The sequence below is a fragment of the Terrabacter sp. FW104-15G4B genome (assembly GCF_058790095.1).
Map to the genome: position 1 here is coordinate 75,345 of NZ_JBYTCI010000001.1, position 17,199 is coordinate 92,543.

A 17,199-nucleotide genomic window follows, 5' to 3' on the forward strand; every position below is an offset into this window, starting at 1 on the left:
GGGCTTTTGGGCGGATTGCCGGGTCAACTCGGGGTGCTGCACGAGGAGCCGACGGACCGACCCCGTGGCAGGATTGCGGCACTCACCGACCACCCGTCTGGCAGGGATCCCTCCATGAAGAAACTCCTGACCGGTGCCGTGGCACTGGCGCTGTCCGTCTCTCTCGCTGCCTGCTCCAAGGCGCCGGAGCCGCAGCCCTCGGCGACCCCGCCCGCCGCAGGGAGCTCGAGCGCGGGCTCGAGCTCGGCGACACCGACCGAGGCGATGTCGTCAGGCACCACGGACGACTCCGGGAACCTCCCGAGCGCCGGCTCGGGCACCAGCTCCGGCAGCGGCACGTCCGCCCCCGCCGCGCCGGTCGACCAGACCACGCCGGAGACCGCGATGACGTCCTGGCTGGGGGCCATGGTGGCCGGTGACGGCAAGGCGGTCTGCGAGCTGATGGCCTCCAAGGGCAAGGCCATCACGAGCATCCCGGGCGCCGCCGCGGCCTGTGGCACGTCGATCACCCCGATGCTCGACCAGATCAAGGAGCTGGGAGCCGCCTTCAAGGGCCTGAAGATCAGCGGGGCAACCGTGACCGGGGACAACGCCTCCTTCGAGGGCGTCACCACCGAGCCGGCCATCGCCGCCGAGGTCGTGTCGAGCTTCAAGGCCGTCCGGATCAACGGCAAGTGGTACGTCACACAGGGCTGATCCCAGCCGCTGACGCGCACCGTCCACCGCCGGGGTATGCCGTCCGGCGGCCTGCCCGGCGCCAGGTGGGCGCCCGCTGTGGCTGCCAGCGGGGCTGCGCCCGACGGCATACGCCATGAGGGTGCGACGCGCGGTCAGCGCTCGTCACGTCAGTGGCTGGTCAACCGTGTGTGATGATTTGGTCAGGACGTACGGGGCGCGTGGTCCGCGGTCCCGGGAAGGAGCGCGTCGTGAAGGGTCGGGTACTGGTCGTCGACGACGACCTCGCACTCGCCGAGATGCTCGGGATCGTGCTGCGCAACGAGGGGCTCGACGTCACGCACGTGGCTGACGGCTCCGAGGCGGTCGGCGCCTTCCGCGAGTCGCGGCCCGACCTCGTGCTGCTCGACGTCATGCTGCCCGGGCTCGACGGGATGGAGGTCTGCCGCCGCATCCGCGCCGAGAGCGGCGTCCCCATCGTCATGCTGACGGCCCGCACCGACACCGTCGACGTCGTCGTCGGCCTCGAGTCCGGCGCCGACGACTACGTCGTCAAGCCGTTCAAGCCGCAGGAACTCATTGCGCGGGTCCGCGCCCGGCTGCGCCGGGGAGACGAGCCGGCGCCCGAGAAGCTGTCCATCGGCGACCTCGAGATCGACGTGGCGGGCCACTCGGTCAAGCGCGACAACCAGTCGCTGTCGCTGACGCCCCTCGAGTTCGACCTGCTCGTCGCGCTCGCCCGCAAGCCCTGGCAGGTCTTCACCCGTGAGGTCCTCCTCGAGCAGGTGTGGGGCTACCGTCACGCGGGCGACACCCGGCTGGTCAACGTCCACGTGCAGCGGCTGCGCTCCAAGATCGAGCACGACCCCGAACGCCCGGAGATCGTCGTGACCGTCCGTGGCGTCGGCTACAAGGCCGGTCCCTCCTGACATGACGGAGCGCTCGGCCCGAAGCGGACCCGCGGGCCTGGCCACGCGGGTGGGCGCTGCGCTGCGCTCCGTCCGGCCCCGGGTCCTGCACCTGTGGCGGGCCTCGCTCGGCTTCCGCGTGGTCGTCGTGACGATGCTCCTCGGCATCCTCGTGCTCACCGCCGTCGGCACCTACCTCTACGGTTCCATCGCACAGGGCCTCGTCGACAGCCGCCAGCGCATCGCATCCGAGGACAGCCTGCGCGACGCCACCGACGCGCAGAAGGCCTTCGACGCCACTGACCAGACCGACACGCAGGCCAAGCTCACGCAGTTCGCCACGACGCTGATCAACACCTACCGACGCGATGCCGGCAACGAGACCCGCTACGTCGTGCTGACGCGCTTCGACAACAACAGCTCACCCGTCATCGTCGGGCCCATCGAGAGCGGCAGCGTCGGGGTGCGGTACATCCCCGACGATCTGCGCCAGCAGGTCGCTGCCCAGCCGGACCGCCAGCACCTTCAGGTGGCCACCATCGAGGAGGGCAACGACAGCATCTCGGCCGTCATCGTCGGCCAGAAGGTCGAGCTGCCCGTGGCGGGCAACTACGGCCTCTACTTCATCTACCCGATGGACCGCGAGCGCGAGATCATCAGCTTCATCGGCCAGACCTTCCTCTTCGGCGGGGCGGCCCTGATCCTGCTCATCGGGGCCATCGCCTTCGTCGTGACGCGGCTCGTGGCCGACCCGGTGCGACGTGCGGCCGCGGTCGCCGAGCGCTTCGCGGAGGGCAACCTCAACGAGCGCATGCGGGCCAAGGGCGAGGACGACCTGGCGCGGCTGGGCACCTCCTTCAACGGCATGGCCGCCTCGATCCAGCAGCAGATCGCCCAGCTGGAGAACCTCTCCCGCGTCCAGCAGCGGTTCGTCTCTGACGTTTCCCACGAGCTGCGCACGCCGCTGACGACGATCCGCATGGCCGGCGACCTCATCCACGACTCGCGCGGCGACTTCGAGCCCACCGTGGCGCGCTCCGCGGAGCTGCTGCGCGGCGAGCTGGACCGCTTCGAGTCCCTGCTGAGTGACCTGCTGGAGATCTCGCGCTTCGACGCCGGCGCCGCCGAGCTCGAGGTCGAGGCGACCGACCTGCGTGCCTGCGTCGAACGCGCGGTCGATGCCCATCGCACCCTCGCGGCACGCAAGGGCACCCAGCTCGTCGTCTCGACGCCTCCCGGACCGGTCATCGCGGACATGGACTCGCGCCGGATCGAGCGCATCCTGCGCAACCTCGTCTCCAACGCCATCGAGCACGGAGAGGGCAAGCCGGTCGAGGTCACCATCGGCGCCAACGACAGCGCCGTCGCCGTCACCGTCCGTGACCACGGTGTCGGGCTGCGCGCGGGTGAGGCTGCGCTCGTCTTCACACGCTTCTGGCGGGCCGATCCTGCCCGTGCCCGCACCACCGGTGGGACGGGGCTGGGGCTCGCCATCGCGCTCGAGGACGCCCGCCTGCATGCCGGTCGGTTGGAGGCCTGGGGGGCGTTGGGCGAGGGCTCTTGTTTCCGCCTCACGCTGCCCCGTCGGGCGGAGTCCACCATCACCAGCTCGCCGTTGCCGCTCAGCCCGCTGGCCGCCGAGGCCGCGCGTGCGAGGGCTGCTGGCGCCGGCTCGACGACGACCGGCGACACCCCGTCCTCCGGCACCGGTCCGGCCGACGACGACACCGTGCGGCTGCGGCGCATCGTCGTGGAGCGCGCGCCGTGACCCGGCGCCTCGTGGTCGGGCTGGTCCTCGCCGCCTGCGCCGTTCTCGCCGGCTGTGGCGGCGGCCTGCCGGGCACCGGTCCGGTGCTCGAGGGCCGTGCGCTCGGGGAGGTCCTGAACGAGCCCATCAGGGTCGTGGCGGTGGGTCCCGTCGCCGGTGCGAGCCAGGAGGCGGTCGTGCGTGGCTTCCTGCGCGCGGGGGAGGACACCGACGAGACGCACGCCACCGGCCGCGCCTTCCTGGCCCCCCAGTCGGTCGACCTGTGGCGGTGGTCCAACGAGGACGTCGTCATCTACGACGGGGACCTCAAGGTGCGCCGGGTCAGTGAGGACACCGTCGAGGTGAGCGCCGCCGCCCTGGCCCGGCTCACGCCCGAGGGTCGCTACGTCGAGCAGCCGCTCGGTGCCCGCGAGAAGGTGACCTTCGGCGTGACCAAGGTCGGCGGGGAGTGGCGGGTGGAGCTGCCGCAGGGCGGGTTCGGGCTGTGGCTCGACAGCGACCAGTTCAACCGCGTCTACGTCAACCGCCTCCTCTACTACGTGACGCGCAACGGCCGCGACCTCGTCCCCGACTCGCGGTGGTTCCCCATCGGCACCCGTCTGGCGACGACCCTGGCCCGGGCACAGCTGAGCGGAGTCCCCGACTACCTCGCCGGCGCCGTCACCACCGGCGTGCCCGCCGGCACCCGCCTGGCGGTGAACGCCGTGCCGGTCACCGTTGGCAAGGCCCAGGTCAACCTCAGCAGCGAGGCGCTGTCGGCCGACCCGGCCGCTCGCGCCGCGATGTGGGCGCAGCTGACCAAGACGCTGAGCCAGGTCTCGTCCGTGAGCTCCGTGTCGCTCGCCGTGGACAACACGCAGCTGGAGCTGCCCGGCGGCCTGACGACCGTGTCGTCGGCCGCGGACCTGGGCTACGACGTCGTGCCGAAAGGCACGCTCGACACCGCCCTGCTGCGCACCGGCGACGTGATCCGGCGGATCCCCTCGCGCTACGTGCCAGACATCGACGCTGCCAAGCGTCCGGACCTCAAGCCGAAGGACGGCGACGTCGGGCGCATCCCCGACACGTGGCGCGACCTCGCCCTGTCGGTGGACGGCAAGCAGGTGGCGGCGGTGTCGGCGAACGGGCGGTCCCTGTCCCTGTGGCGCGCCACCGCGCAGACCAGGTCGATCCCGGCGTTCGCCTCGTCGCTCACGCGTCCGGCCTACGACGCCAAGGGCTACCTGTGGGTCGCGGGCGGCGACGATCAGGGCAACGACCGGGTCTTCGTCCTCGACTCCGTGTCGACCGACCCCGCGGTAGCACCCAAGCCGATCCGCACCCCGTGGCTGGGCGACCGCCGCATCAAGGCCCTGACCGTCGCCCCGGACGCGTCGAGGGTGCTCGTCATCACGACCGACCGCTCCGGCGGCGACCACCAGCTCGGCCTCAGCGGCATCGTGCGCGCCACGAACGGCGAGCCGCAGGCCCTGGCCAAGCCGCTGCGCCAGGCGCAGTCGCTGCTGCTGCTGCAGGACGTCACGTGGCTCGACCCGACGAACTACGCCGTGCTGGGACAGGCCCGCGCCGGCGACGCCATGCGCCCCTGGGTCGCGACCGTCGGAGCCGGCGTCGACGGCACGCGGCCCGGTATCGGGCGCCTGAGCGCGGTACCGGGGGCGGTCACCATCACGACGGTGGGCGGCCCGCGCGGGATCCTCCTCGTCACGAGCGACAACCGGGTGCTTGCGCGGGCCGGCTCCAACTGGCCCCTCATCGAGCGAGGCAGCGACGTCCTCGTGCCAGGCGGCTGAGGCCACCGGCCGGCTTGGCCCGCCGCGGCCGTCCACACCCCCGGGCCAACCGGTCACCGGATCCACACCCCGACGGATCCGGCTCGCGCGACGCCCGCAGGGGCGGTGTGCTGGACCGCATGGCTGGACGGACGGGTGGTTGCATGGGACGTGGCGCACGCGGCGCGCGGGGCAAGCTCGGCGGCGCGAGCCGCGCCCCCGGCCACGGACGTGCCGAAAATCCGCTGGCCGCCGGCCCGAGCCTGCTGTCGCGGCTGCAGGCGAGCGAGCTGCTCGACCTCGTGCTGCCGCGTGAGTGTGGTGGCTGCCTCCGCGCCGGGGCGAACTGGTGCCGGCGCTGCGATCAGGCGCTCGCGACCCTCGCCTTTCCCGAGTCGGGGGGGCCGTCACCCGGTCAGGGCGGTGGTCAGGGCGGTGGTCACGGTGGTGGTCACGGTGGTGGTCCCTGGGTCGTGCCGCACCCCGTGCCCGACGGGATGCCGCCCGTGTACGCGTGGGGTGTCTACGCCGACCCGCTGCGGGCCGCCGTGTCGGCCTGGAAGGACGCCGGCCGTCGAGACCTCGTGGCGGTGCTCGGACCCCTGCTCACGACCTCCCTCGTCGGAGCGCTGCGGGGTGCAGGCTGGGACCGCGGAACCCTGCTGGTCGTCCCGGCGCCCTCGTCCCGACGCGCGGTGCGAGAGCGCGGCGACACGCCGATGGTCGGGCTCTGCGAGTCGGCCGTCGCGGCGCTCGCCGGGCGGCCTGGATCCCTGCTCCGAGTGGCCCCGGCGCTGCGTCACGTCCGCCGCGTCGAGGACCAGTCGGGGCTCGGCACGCTGGAGCGGCGCGGCAACCTCGATGGCGCGCTCGCGGTGCACCCGTCGTGGCGGAGGGTGGTGGCCGGCCGCCGCTGTGTGCTCGTCGACGACGTCGTGACGACCGGCGCCACGCTCGCCGAGGCCGCGCGGGCGTTGCGCAGCGCAGGGGCGGCGGACGTCGTGGGCGCGTCCTTGGCCGCCACGCAACGTACGCGCGGGTGACCGGCCACCCGAGGTCCTCGGATCGCGTGGGCGGCGGGTCCCGACGGGTGGGAGGCACGCCTTCCAGTGGGCGCGTGGCCCCACTAGGGTCGATGGCATGGACCCTCGTCCTGCGGGGTGCGACCATCCGGCCGTCCCGGGGGCGACGATCGACAGGAAGGGGTGGTGCCGCCTCACCGGCGGGCCCGTCCTGGGTATCCAGAGGCCCGGAACCACTCTCACTGCACTGCACGCAGAAGGCGTGCGCGATCAAGGAGGAACCGTGGAGATTGTCGTCACTGGACGCCACGTCCAGATCCCCGACCGATTCCGTGAGCAGCTCGACGAGCGACTGGCCAAGGTCCAGGCGCTCGCCCCCAAGGTGCACCGCATCGACGTCGTCGTCACCCACGAGCGGGTTGCCCGTGGGTCCGAGAAGGTCGAGATCACCTGCCACGCAAAGGGCCCCGTCATCCGGGCTGAGGCTTGTCTCGACGACAAGTTCGCAGCTCTCGACGCGGCAGTGGACAAGCTCATGGAGCGTCTCAGGCGGGTGCACGACAAGCGACGCGTCAGCCGCGGACGGCGGATCCCTGAATCGGTCGCGCAGGCGACGGCCCGCGTCGACATCTCCTCGAACGGCTCGGCCCCCGGCGCGTCCGAGCCCGGAGCCGACCGTGGCGGCCGGGTCGACGACCTCGAGCGGTTCGGTGCGCTCGGTAACTCGCCGATCGAGGTCCGGGAGAAGATCCACACGGCCGCGCCCATGTCGCTCGAGGACGCCGTCAACCAGATGGAGCTCGTCGGGCACGACTTCTTCCTCTTCCACGACGCCGACACCGACCGACCCAGCGTGGTCTACCGGCGCCGCGGCTGGAGCTACGGCGTGCTGTACCTCGAGACGGATGCCGAGGCATCCGTCGCCGCCACCGGCTGAGGGTCGGCAGCACCCAGCGACACCCCTCCGGGGCGCCTCCCACAGCGGGCGGCGCCCCGTCGCGTGGACGCGACCGCCCGGCGGCGCGCCGGTCACCACGGAGGGGGTGCCGACGGCCGTCTGTCCATGCGGTGGGCCAAGATGGAGCCGTGAACCTGCCCCCCGACGTCATCCGCGTCCTCATCGTCGACGACCACGCCCTCTACCGCCGGGGCCTGCAGACGGTGCTGGCCGTCGAGGAGGGCATCGAGGTCGTCGGTGAGGCGGCCGACGGGGTGGAGGCGGTCGACCAGGCCGAGGAGATGCTGCCGGACGTCATCGTCATGGACGTCGGCATGCCCAAGCGCGGCGGGATCGACGCCTGCCGCGTGATCAAGCAACGCGTCCCGTCCGCCCGCATCATCATGCTGACCAGCTCCGACGACGAGGTGAACCTCTTCGAGGCGGTCCGTGCCGGGGCCAACGGCTACCTGCTCAAGGACGTGCCGCCCGAGGAGGTGGCGGCCGGCATCCGTGGGGTCTTCCACGGCCAGTCGCTGCTCTCGCCGTTGATGGCGTCCAAGCTGCTGACGGAGTTCGCCCAGATCAGCCAGGGAGCCTCGGCGCCGGGCCCCACACCGGGCCTGGAGCTGCCCCGCCTGACCGAACGGGAGCTCGAGATCCTCCGGCTCGTGGCGCGTGGTCGGCTCAACCGCGAGATCGCTGGGGAGCTGTTCATCTCCGAGAACACCGTGCGCAACCACATCCGCAACATCCTCGACAAGCTGCAGATGCACTCGCGCATGGAGGCGGCGATGTATGCCGTCCGCCAGCGGCTCATCGACCCCGGTGAGTGAGCGTCCGGTGACCGAGGCATGACCGGAGCCAGCCGCACGCTCTCACGCGCGCAGGCCAAGCGGGTCGCCATCACTGCCCAGGGCTTCCTCGACCCTCGCCCCGCGCCGTTCACCGCGACGACGCGCCACCTGCAACGTGTCGTCGACCGCGTGGGCGTCGTCCAGATCGACAGCGTCAACGTGCTCGCCCGCAGCCACTACCTCCCGTTCTTCTCCCGTCTCGGGCCCTACGACACGACCCTGCTCGACCGGGCCCGTGACCGGGCGCCCCGGCGACTCGTCGAGTACTGGGCGCACGAGGCGAGCCTCGTCCCGCCGTCGACGTGGCCGCTGCTCGACTTCCGGATGCGGGCGGCCGCCGAGAAGGCCTGGGGTGGCATGCGCCGGATCCTCCAGGAGCGTCCCGACTACGTCGACCTCGTACGGGCGGAGGTCGAGGCACGTGGCCCGATGACCGCACGCGAGGTCGAGGTCGCCCTCGCGCACGACCAGCCGCGACGCACCGACCACTGGGGCTGGAACTGGTCGGAGGTCAAGCAGGCGCTCGAGTACCTCTTCTGGGCCGGGCAGATCAGCTCCGCCGGTCGGACCACGCAGTTCGAGCGCAGGTATGCCGCGCTGACCGCCACCGCGCCGCCCGCGCTACGCACCGCGTGGACGGGGCGACCGGGCCCCGAGGCGGACCCCGACCGCTACGTTCAGCTCGTCCGCATCGCGGCCCGCGCGCACGGCGTGGCCACCGAGCTCTGCCTCGCCGACTACTTCCGGATCAAGCGGGAGGATGCGCGCCCGGCCATCGCGCGCCTCGTCGCCGAGGGGGAGCTGGTCCCGGTGACGGTCCCGGGGTGGAAGCCCGCCTGGATGCACGCAGAGGCGCGGGTGCCCCGACGGGTGCACGCCGAAGCACTGGTGAGCCCCTTCGACTCGCTGGTCTGGCAACGAGAGCGCATCCATGCGCTGTGGGACTTCCACTACCGCCTCGAGATCTACACCCCGCCGCACCAGCGGGTGCACGGCTACTACGTGCTGCCCTTCCTCTACGGGGACGCACTCGTGGCACGCTGCGACCTCAAGGCCGACCGCACCGCCGGCACGCTGCGCTGCCACCGTGTCTCGTGGGAGCCGGGCGCCCCTGTCGAGGCACGGGCCGCGTTGCTCGCCAACCTGGAGTCGATGGCGCAGTGGCTCGGCCTCGCCCGGGTCGATCTGGCGCAGGAGGCGAGGACCTCGCCGGCCGGCTGAGCGCCGCCGGCCACACGGCATACGTCCTCGGGAGAGGGGGTCCGGAACCGACCTCGTCGCCGGTGCGTTGGTCGTTGTGTCCGCAAGGCGGCTAGCCTAGGCGGGTCCCGTGACCCATCACGGGCGATGGAGCCCGCCCACCGGGCGCGTCCACACGTTCAGTCGGGAGTGAGATCACCAGATGGCCGTCATCGAGAAGCTGCTTCGCGCCGGCGAAGGCCGGACCCTGAAGAAGCTCCAGGGCCTCGCCAGGCAGGTCAACGCCCTCGAGGCCGACTTCGAGAAGCTCACCGACGAGGAGCTGCGCGACGAGACCAAGGGTTTCCGCGAGCGGCTCGACAACGGCGAGACGCTCGACATGCTGCTCCCGGAGGCCTTCGCGGCCGTCCGTGAGGCGAGCAAGCGGACCCTCGGCAAGCGCCACTTCGACGTCCAGCTGATGGGCGGTGCGGCCCTGCACATGGGCAACGTGGCCGAGATGAAGACCGGTGAGGGCAAGACGCTCGTCGCGACCCTCCCGAGCTACCTCAACGCGCTGTCCGGCCAGGGCGTGCACGTCATCACCGTCAACGACTTCCTCGCCGAGTACCAGTCCGAGCTGATGGGCCGCGTGCACCGCGCCCTCGGCATGGAGACCGGCTGCATCCTCGCGTCCATGACGCCCGAGCAGCGGCGCGCCGAGTACGCCAAGGACATCACCTACGGCACGAACAACGAGTTCGGCTTCGACTACCTGCGCGACAACATGGCCTGGGACCCCGCGGAGCTCGTCCAGCGCGGCCACAACTTCTGCATCGTCGACGAGGTCGACTCCATCCTCATCGACGAGGCTCGCACGCCGCTCATCATCTCCGGCCCGGCCGACCTCGCCACGAAGTGGTACGTGGAGTTCGCGCGCATCGCAGCGCGCCTGACCCGCGGCGAGGACGGCCGCGGTGACTACGAGGTCGACGAGAAGAAGCGCACGGTCGGCGTGCTCGAGTCCGGCATCGCCCGCGTCGAGGACCTCCTCGGCATCGACAACCTCTACGACACGGTCAACACGCCGCTCATCGGCTACCTCAACAACTCCATCAAGGCCAAGGAGCTGTTCAAGAAGGACAAGGACTACGTCGTCATGAACGGCGAGATCCTCATCGTCGACGAGCACACCGGCCGTATGCTGCCCGGCCGCCGCTACAACGAGGGCATGCACCAGGCCATCGAGGCGAAGGAGGGCGTCGAGATCAAGAACGAGAACCAGACGCTCGCCACGATCACCCTGCAGAACTACTTCCGCATGTACGACAAGCTCTCCGGAATGACCGGAACGGCCCAGACCGAGGCCGCCGAGCTCAACTCGATCTACAAGCTCGGCGTCATCCCGATCCCGACGAACCGCCCGATGATCCGCAAGGACCAGGCCGACCTCGTCTACCGCACCGAGGTGGCCAAGTACGACGCCGTCGTCGACGACATCGCCGAGCGGCACGCGCTGGGGCAGCCGGTGCTCGTGGGCACGGTCTCGGTCGAGAAGAGCGAGTACCTGTCCCAGCAGCTGAAGAAGCGCGGCATCAAGCACGAGGTGCTCAACGCGAAGCAGCACGAGCGCGAGGCGGCGATCGTCGCCGAGGCCGGCCGGAAGGGCGCCGTCACCGTCGCGACCAACATGGCCGGTCGAGGCACCGACATCATGCTCGGCGGCAACTCCGAGTTCCGGGCGGTGGCCGAGCTGAAGAAGCGCGGTCTCGACCCGCACGAGACCCCGGAGGAGTACGAAGCCGCCTGGGACGAGGCTCTCGCCAAGGCGGAGGAGGAGGTGGCGGCCGAGCACGAGGAGGTCACCGAGCTGGGCGGCCTCTACGTCCTCGGCACCGAGCGCCACGAGTCGCGCCGCATCGACAACCAGCTGCGTGGTCGCTCCGGTCGTCAGGGTGACCCCGGCGAGTCCCGCTTCTACCTCTCGCTCAACGACGACCTCATGCGCCTGTTCAACGCCGGCCTCGTCGACCGCTTCATGCAGACGGCCGGCATGGAGGACGACGTGCCGATCGAGTCCAAGATGGTCACGAACTCGATCCAGAAGGCGCAGGGATCGGTCGAGGCGCAGAACTACGAGATCCGCAAGAACGTCCTGAAGTACGACGACGTCATGAACCGCCAGCGCCAGGTCATCTACGACGAGCGTCGTGCCGTGCTCATGGGCGAGGACCTCCACGAGCAGCTGCGCCTCTTCGTCAACGACGTCGTGAACTCCTACGTCGACGCCGCGACCGGCGAGGGCTTCGCCGCCGACTGGGACCTCGAGAAGCTCTGGGAGGCGATGCGCCAGGTCTATCCGGTCTCGCTCACCATCGAGGAGGTCGAGGACATGGCCGGCGGGCGCCAGGCGATCACGGCCGACCTCCTGCGCGAGCAGCTGATGTCCGACGCCCACCACGCGTACGACCTCCGCGAGGAGTCGCTCGGCGCCGAGACCATGCGCGAGGTCGAGCGCCGGGTTGTCCTGTCGGTCCTGGACCGCAAGTGGCGCGAGCACCTCTACGAGATGGACTACCTCCAGGAGGGCATCGGCCTGCGGGCGATGGCCCAGCGCGACCCGCTCATCGAGTACCAGCGCGAGGGCTACCAGCTCTTCGAGGCGATGATGGAGGCGATCAAGGAGGAGTCGGTCTCGCACCTGTTCTCCGTCGAGGTCTCGGTGCCCGAGCCGGCCGCTGCCGCTGTCGGGGCAGCGCCCATGTCGGTCGGCGACCTCGTTCGTGACCTCTCCGCGGCGCCGCCGGTGCCCGACGACGCGACCGGTGCTGCAGCCGAGGTGGACGAGGAGGCCGAGGGCATCGCGACCGGGCGTCGCCCCTTCGGCTCGGGCGTCCGCGTCTCGGGTGTCGACCTCGACGCCGACGGACAGCGTCCCGCGGGCCTGCGCTACACGGCGCCGGGCGAGGACGGTCGGGCTGTGGAGTCCGGTGGCCAGCAGACGGTCGAGCGCCAGGCGGACCGCCGTGGCAAGAAGGTCAAGCGGAAGCGCCGCTGACCCGAGGAGCAGACGGCGGCCCGGACACCCATGGTGTCCGGGCCGTCGCCGTGCCACGGATGATCCGATGACCATCTGACGATGCGGAGGGCCAACGGCTGGTGGTCGGGTCGGGTCAGCCGATCGTCAGGGCGGTGACGAGCCAGCGCCCGTCGAGACCCTCGAGCCGAAGGGCGAGGGCCCGCACCCTTCCGTGCGACACGACGACTGCGCAGGCCTCGACGATGCCGTCGGCCGGCTCGCACACCCGGACGCGACGCACGACGGCGGGCCGGCGCGGGCCAGGGGTGCGGCGGCGACCGGCAACCATCGCCTGCCGGGCGATCACCGAGTAGATGGTGGGTGCCGTGTGCCTGATGAGCTGCGGCGCCGGCCGCTGCCCGGAGACCACCTCGACGACCGCCTGCGACAGGCGCGCGACGAACGGCACGGGATCGGGGAGCAGGCTGGTGCGGGTGGGCTGACGACCGAAGTCCTCGTCGTCGCGCGGCCCGAAGAAGTCCAGGGCCAGCGCGTCCTGGGCGTAGGGCTGCTCGCCGTCCCAGGCCTCGTCGGCACTGATGATGCGCGGTGCCGTCTGCGGGATGCGTCGCACGGTGAAGGTGTGGGGCTCGGTCGCCGCCGCGCCCGTGGCCGGTGTCGTCGTGTCGCTCATCGCTGCACTCCCTGCTCGGTGGGGACGGTGGGTGGCCTCAGCTGCTGCCCGGGCAGGAGCAGGTCGGGGTCCTCACCCACGGCGTCACGGTTCGCGGCATACCAGCGCGGCCACTCGTGCGCGATCTCGGCGTCGCTGGCCCCGGGACCGAGGTGGCGGGCGGCGATCGACCAGAGGGTGTCGCCACGGCGGACGGTCACCAGGTCGTGGGAGGAGCTCGCGATCCGGGGTGCGGGAGCGAGCAGTCGCGTGCGCTCAGTGTCGTGGACGCGCAGGGGCGCCGTCGGCAGGTAGCCGGGGGAGCTGCCGCCGGTGGTTGGGCGCGACGGGGCGGCCGAGGGCGCGAAGCCCGGTCCTGGTGCGTGCCTCGGCACGGCGATGTCGGACGGCATCGTCGAGCGCCCGCGACCCGCGGTCGGAGGCGGTGTGGCTGTCGGGACGGACGTCGAGTCCGACGTCGGGGAGTACCCCGGGACCAGCTCCTGCGGCGTCCCGGCAGTCGGTCCCGAACTACCGGAGCCGAGGCCTGCTGCCGAGCCGGTCGCGGAGACGGGAGCAGCGGGGAGGGCGAGGGAGCCGACCGAGGCCCCGAGCACCAGCGTCAGCAGCCTGCGCACGGCGAGTGGGGTGACGCGGTCCGCGACCTCTCCTGCGAGACGACCCGCGGCGCCGGGGAGGAGGGCCAGCACGGCCAGGATCGAACCGAGAGCCAGCCAGGCCGCAAGCGCCGCTCCGACCCACGCCAGCATGCGCAGCAGGACCTCGTCCGGTCTCTCCGTCGCGGAGGGCGGGGGGACCGACCGGCGGGCGACAGCCACGAGGACGAAGAGGGCGACCATGGCGACGGCCAGCCCGAGCACCGCTCGGGCCGGGACGCGGCCGACATGTTCGGTTCGCGGCGTGTCATGGCGAGTCTGGTCCCGACCACCTCGATGGATGCTCGGCGGCTGCTGCGAGCGCTCGCGCGCCGCCGCGGTTGTCGTTGAGCCTGTACCCCTGTGCATGCGTCTATTTAATGCAGTTTGCTTGCGTTTGGTCAAGTATGATGATGGTCAAGATTCCGTCGAATGGCCGATCGACCGTGGTCAGGGGGAGGCTGTGCGCATGCGTTGGGACCGCCTCTTCGATGACCTCGAGGCACAGCTGGCCATCGAGGAGGTCCGTGAGCTGGACTCGGAGGTCGCCGACCGCGTTCGGCGCGAGAGGGCACTCATCGACCTCCATACGCGCCTTCTCGCCAACCTCGCCACCGTGCAGGTCGCGCTGCGCCTGCCCGGCCGGGTCGTGTCCGGTCGCCTTGTCGACGTCGGCCCGGACTGGGCTCTCGTGGAGCCTGCCCCCGAGCGTCCCGTCCTCGTGGCGCTGGGCGCGGTGCGGGCCGTGTCGGGACTCGGGCCCGGCGCCCGCACCCCGTCGCTCGTGGCCAGGCGCTTCGGGCTGGGAGCGGCGCTTCGGGCCGTGAGCCGTGACCGTGCGGCGGTCGAGATCTGCGACCTCGACGCCAGGACGGCCACTGGCACCATCGACGTCGTGGGCGCGGACCACCTCGAGCTGGCTGAGCACGCCCCTGACGAGACGCGGCGCACGGCGAACCTCACCGGCCGGCTGCTCGTGCCCTTCTGGTCGGTCGGGTCGGTGCGCCGCCTCTGACTCGCGGCCTCGGGTGGAAGGACGCCGGTCGAGGGCTCACTCCTCGCCGGCGCCGCCGAACGGGTGCGCCTGCACGAACGACTTCGTCTCGGCGTACATCCTCTGGATGTAGCTCTCGAGCTCGGTCGCCTCGACCCGCCACTGCCCGCGGCCGCCGATCTTGATGGCGGGCAGCTCACCCGAACGCACGAGGGCGTACGCCTGGGCGGAGGAGATGTTGAGGATCTCCGACACCTCGGCGAGCTGCAGGAACCGCTGGGCCACGCTCACTCCTCCTCTGACCGCCTCACCGACGACCCTCGACCTCACTCGTACCCCGACTCGCCGCGTCCGGACACGGCCGTGAGCAGCCCGACGGCCGCTTGGACGGGCCGGCGAACCGTGTCCGGCCGACCGTGTGGTGCGGACCGGGGACGCCCTCATCCTAGGCAGCGATGCGGCGGTCCTCGTCCGTTGTCCCCGGCTGTGGGTCTGGACGGGCGGTTCACGTCGGTTTGATGCAGGATGTTGCCGCGACGCCCGGCGCCCGTGACGACGTGCAAGCTCGAGGGCCGCGGCGGCGCAGCCATCGACTCGCGGACCACAGGGGGCCCCATGACCGAGCTGGCCAGTCCCAGCGCCAAGCGACTCCAGCGACCCTCCTGGCGTGACAGCCGCCTCGTGGTCGGGGTGCTGCTCATCGTCCTGGCGGCGACCCTGGGTGCGAGGGTTGTCGCGAGCGCCGACGACCGCGTGCCGGTGTGGGTCGCGGCGAGCAACCTCGTCGCCGGTGACACGGTGGACGAGGCTTCCTTCGTCCGGGCGGACGTGCAGCTGGCGGACCGCATGGGCGGCTACCTCGCGGCCGACGCCCCTGTCCCCACGGGGTCGTTCATGGTGCGGGACGTGCGTGCCGGCGAGCTGGTCCCGTCGTCGGCGGTCGGCAGCCCCGACGCGGTGGAGGTGCAACGGGTCACCGTGCGGGCCGATGCCCTGGCCACGACGGGTCTCGCGCGGGGCAGCAGGGTCGACGTCTTCGTGACGCCCAAGGTCTCCACCGCACGTGACTCGGACACCGCGCCGACGAAGAAGCTGCTCGAGTCCGCCGCCGTGGCCGCCGTGCTGACCAGCTCCGGGGGCTTCGGCTCCGGGTCGATGACATCGGTGCAGATCTACGTGCCCGCCGACAAGGTCCAGCCGCTCGTCGAGGCCGTGGATGCCGAGGCCAAGCTCACGCTCGTGCCGTCCGTTGGGGCAGTGTCCGGAGGCGGGGCATGACCGAGGTGCTGACCGCGCTCGGTCACCGGTGGGAGTCAGTCGTGGCCACCGCGCTCGAGGGGCTGCGCGACGTCACGGTGAGCCGTCGCTGTGCCGACGTGTCCGAGCTGCTGTCTGTCGCTGAAGCCGGTCTGGGCGAGACCGCCGTGGTCTCCTCGGACCTCCGTGGCCTCGATCTCGCCGTCGTCGATCGCTTGCGTGCCAACCGGATCCGTGTCATCGGCGTCTACCCGCCTGATGACGAGGGCGCTGAGCGGCGGCTGCGCCAGCTCACGATCTCGGTGACTGTGCCGGTCGATGCCGGCGCCGACCGGTGGGTGCAGGCACTGCAGGACGACGGCTCGCCGGGCGACGACCTGGAAGCGGCTCTGCAGAACTCAGACGTGGACGCCTCCCAGGCCGCCTCCCAGGGCACCTTCGAGGGCGCCTCGGAGGGCGGCTCCGGGTGGCTCCCTGAGGGAGCCCACGCCGCCACCCGCGGCATCGCGGCCCACGCCTCCCATGAGTCGGGGACTCGGAGCGGGGAGAGCTCGCCCGGCGGCCCGCAGGACGGTCCGGCCCGTACACCCGTCATCGCGGTCTGGGGTCCGACCGGCGCGCCGGGCCGCACCACCATCGCGACGACGCTGGCCGCCGAGGTCGCCAGTCGCGGGGTGCCGACTCTCCTCGTCGACGCCGACACCTACGGCGGCTGCGTGGCGCAGTCGCTGGGTCTGTTGGACGAGGCACCCGGAGTCGCTGCCGCCTGCCGGGCCGCGGACCAGGGCCTGCTCGACCTGCCGGCCCTGTCGCGCATCGCACCGGAGGTGGTGCCCGGGCTCCGGGTTCTCACCGGGCTTCCCAAGGCCGAGCGCTGGCCGGAGGTTCGGGCCGCCGCGCTCGAACGCGTCCTCGACCTCAGCAGGTCGCTCGCCCGGGTCGTCGTCGTGGACTGCGGCTTCTGCCTCGAGGACGACGAGGAGCTGAGCTACGACACCATGGCGCCGCGTCGCAACGAGGCCACACTCACCGCCCTGGCCGCCTCCGACCTCGTCGTCGCCGTCGGGGGCGCCGACCCGGTCGGCCTGCAGCGGTTCGTCCGGGGTCTCCAGGAGCTGGGCACCGTGCCCTCCGGTGAGCCGGTCCCGGTCGTCAACCGCGTGCGCAGCGGCGCCGTCGGTTCCCGGCCGGAGTCCCGCATCGCCGACTCGCTGCTGCGCTTCGCGGGCTTGACGTCCGTGCGGTTCGTGCCCGATGACCCGACGACCCTCGACGGCGCGCTGCTCGCGGGGCGTTCGCTCGTCGAGCATGCGCCCGACTCGCCGGTGCGCCGAGCGGTCGCCGACCTGGCGACGGGCCTGCTGCCCTGGACGGCGCCGTCCCGGGAGCGCCGCGCGCGCAGGCAGCGTCGGGGACGTGGCGTGCTGGGGCGCCGCTCGTGGGCAGCCGTGGGCTGAGTGGTCGGGAGCCACGTCTTCCGGT

At 71.8% G+C, this 17,199-nt stretch carries 15 protein-coding genes; 12 read left to right on the top strand and 3 right to left on the bottom strand.

Annotated elements, in window-relative coordinates:
• Window positions 1-114 precede the first annotated feature (114 nt).
• From AC3WRT_RS00355 to secA, 9 genes are all read left to right on the top strand, one after another.
• On the top strand, window positions 115-696 hold the full coding sequence (locus tag AC3WRT_RS00355; RefSeq protein ID WP_492717773.1) for a hypothetical protein: 582 nt from the start codon (window positions 115-117) through the stop codon (window positions 694-696).
• A gap of 230 nt (window positions 697-926) precedes the next feature.
• Window positions 927-1,604 (top strand): MtrAB system response regulator MtrA, encoded by a 678-nt coding sequence (mtrA, locus tag AC3WRT_RS00360; protein WP_492717775.1) that lies wholly within the window; start codon window positions 927-929, stop codon window positions 1,602-1,604.
• A 1-nt stretch (window position 1,605) separates the two neighbouring features.
• A complete protein-coding gene (gene mtrB / locus AC3WRT_RS00365) occupies window positions 1,606-3,351 on the top strand; it encodes an MtrAB system histidine kinase MtrB (RefSeq protein ID WP_492717780.1) in 1,746 nt (581 codons plus the stop codon).
• Complete coding sequence (locus AC3WRT_RS00370) at window positions 3,348-5,144, top strand: LpqB family beta-propeller domain-containing protein (RefSeq protein WP_492717782.1); 1,797 nt, start codon at window positions 3,348-3,350, stop codon at window positions 5,142-5,144. Before mtrB ends, AC3WRT_RS00370 begins: the two co-directional genes overlap by 4 nt.
• A gap of 143 nt (window positions 5,145-5,287) precedes the next feature.
• Window positions 5,288-6,166, top strand: coding sequence for a ComF family protein (locus tag AC3WRT_RS00375; RefSeq protein ID WP_492717784.1), 879 nt, complete (start codon window positions 5,288-5,290; stop codon window positions 6,164-6,166).
• A 262-nt stretch (window positions 6,167-6,428) separates the two neighbouring features.
• Window positions 6,429-7,082 (top strand): ribosome hibernation-promoting factor, HPF/YfiA family, encoded by a 654-nt coding sequence (gene hpf, locus AC3WRT_RS00380; protein WP_492717786.1) that lies wholly within the window; start codon window positions 6,429-6,431, stop codon window positions 7,080-7,082.
• Window positions 7,083-7,231: 149 nt separating this feature from the next.
• The gene (locus AC3WRT_RS00385; protein WP_492717788.1) at window positions 7,232-7,918 is read left to right on the top strand and encodes a response regulator; all 687 of its coding nucleotides are present in this window, start codon (window positions 7,232-7,234) and stop codon (window positions 7,916-7,918) included.
• A gap of 18 nt (window positions 7,919-7,936) precedes the next feature.
• A complete protein-coding gene (locus AC3WRT_RS00390; protein WP_492717790.1) occupies window positions 7,937-9,160 on the top strand; it encodes a winged helix-turn-helix domain-containing protein in 1,224 nt (407 codons plus the stop codon).
• A 181-nt stretch (window positions 9,161-9,341) separates the two neighbouring features.
• A complete protein-coding gene (secA, locus tag AC3WRT_RS00395) occupies window positions 9,342-12,176 on the top strand; it encodes a preprotein translocase subunit SecA (RefSeq protein WP_492717792.1) in 2,835 nt (944 codons plus the stop codon).
• 115 nt (window positions 12,177-12,291) lie between these two features.
• Here the strand turns inward: secA and AC3WRT_RS00400 are convergent, their stop codons facing one another.
• Together AC3WRT_RS00400 and AC3WRT_RS00405 are read right to left on the bottom strand one after the other, a co-directional pair.
• Entirely contained in the window at window positions 12,292-12,831 is a 540-nt protein-coding gene (locus AC3WRT_RS00400; protein WP_492717794.1) for an Rv3235 family protein, read from the bottom strand.
• A complete protein-coding gene (locus AC3WRT_RS00405; RefSeq protein ID WP_492717796.1) occupies window positions 12,828-13,691 on the bottom strand; it encodes a LysM peptidoglycan-binding domain-containing protein in 864 nt (287 codons plus the stop codon). The genes AC3WRT_RS00400 and AC3WRT_RS00405 overlap by 4 nt, the downstream gene beginning before the upstream one ends.
• Window positions 13,692-13,935: 244 nt before the next feature.
• Here AC3WRT_RS00405 and AC3WRT_RS00410 point away from each other — a divergent pair, with 244 nt between their 5' ends.
• Window positions 13,936-14,481, top strand: a complete 546-nt coding sequence (locus AC3WRT_RS00410) for a hypothetical protein (RefSeq protein WP_492717798.1) — start codon at window positions 13,936-13,938, stop codon at window positions 14,479-14,481.
• Between the two features lie 36 nt (window positions 14,482-14,517).
• On the opposite strand, the gene AC3WRT_RS00415 is transcribed toward AC3WRT_RS00410, so the two are convergent.
• The gene (locus AC3WRT_RS00415; protein ID WP_344255768.1) at window positions 14,518-14,745 is read right to left on the bottom strand and encodes a helix-turn-helix domain-containing protein; all 228 of its coding nucleotides are present in this window, start codon (window positions 14,743-14,745) and stop codon (window positions 14,518-14,520) included.
• Window positions 14,746-15,075: 330 nt separating this feature from the next.
• Here AC3WRT_RS00415 and AC3WRT_RS00420 point away from each other — a divergent pair, with 330 nt between their 5' ends.
• Window positions 15,076-15,738 carry a CpaB family protein gene (locus AC3WRT_RS00420; RefSeq protein WP_492717801.1) on the top strand — a complete coding sequence of 221 codons (663 nt, stop codon included), beginning with the start codon at window positions 15,076-15,078 and terminating at the stop codon, window positions 15,736-15,738.
• Window positions 15,735-17,174 (top strand): CpaE/TadZ family protein, encoded by a 1,440-nt coding sequence (locus AC3WRT_RS00425; protein ID WP_492717803.1) that lies wholly within the window; start codon window positions 15,735-15,737, stop codon window positions 17,172-17,174. Before AC3WRT_RS00420 ends, AC3WRT_RS00425 begins: the two co-directional genes overlap by 4 nt.
• Window positions 17,175-17,199: the final 25 nt, after the last annotated feature.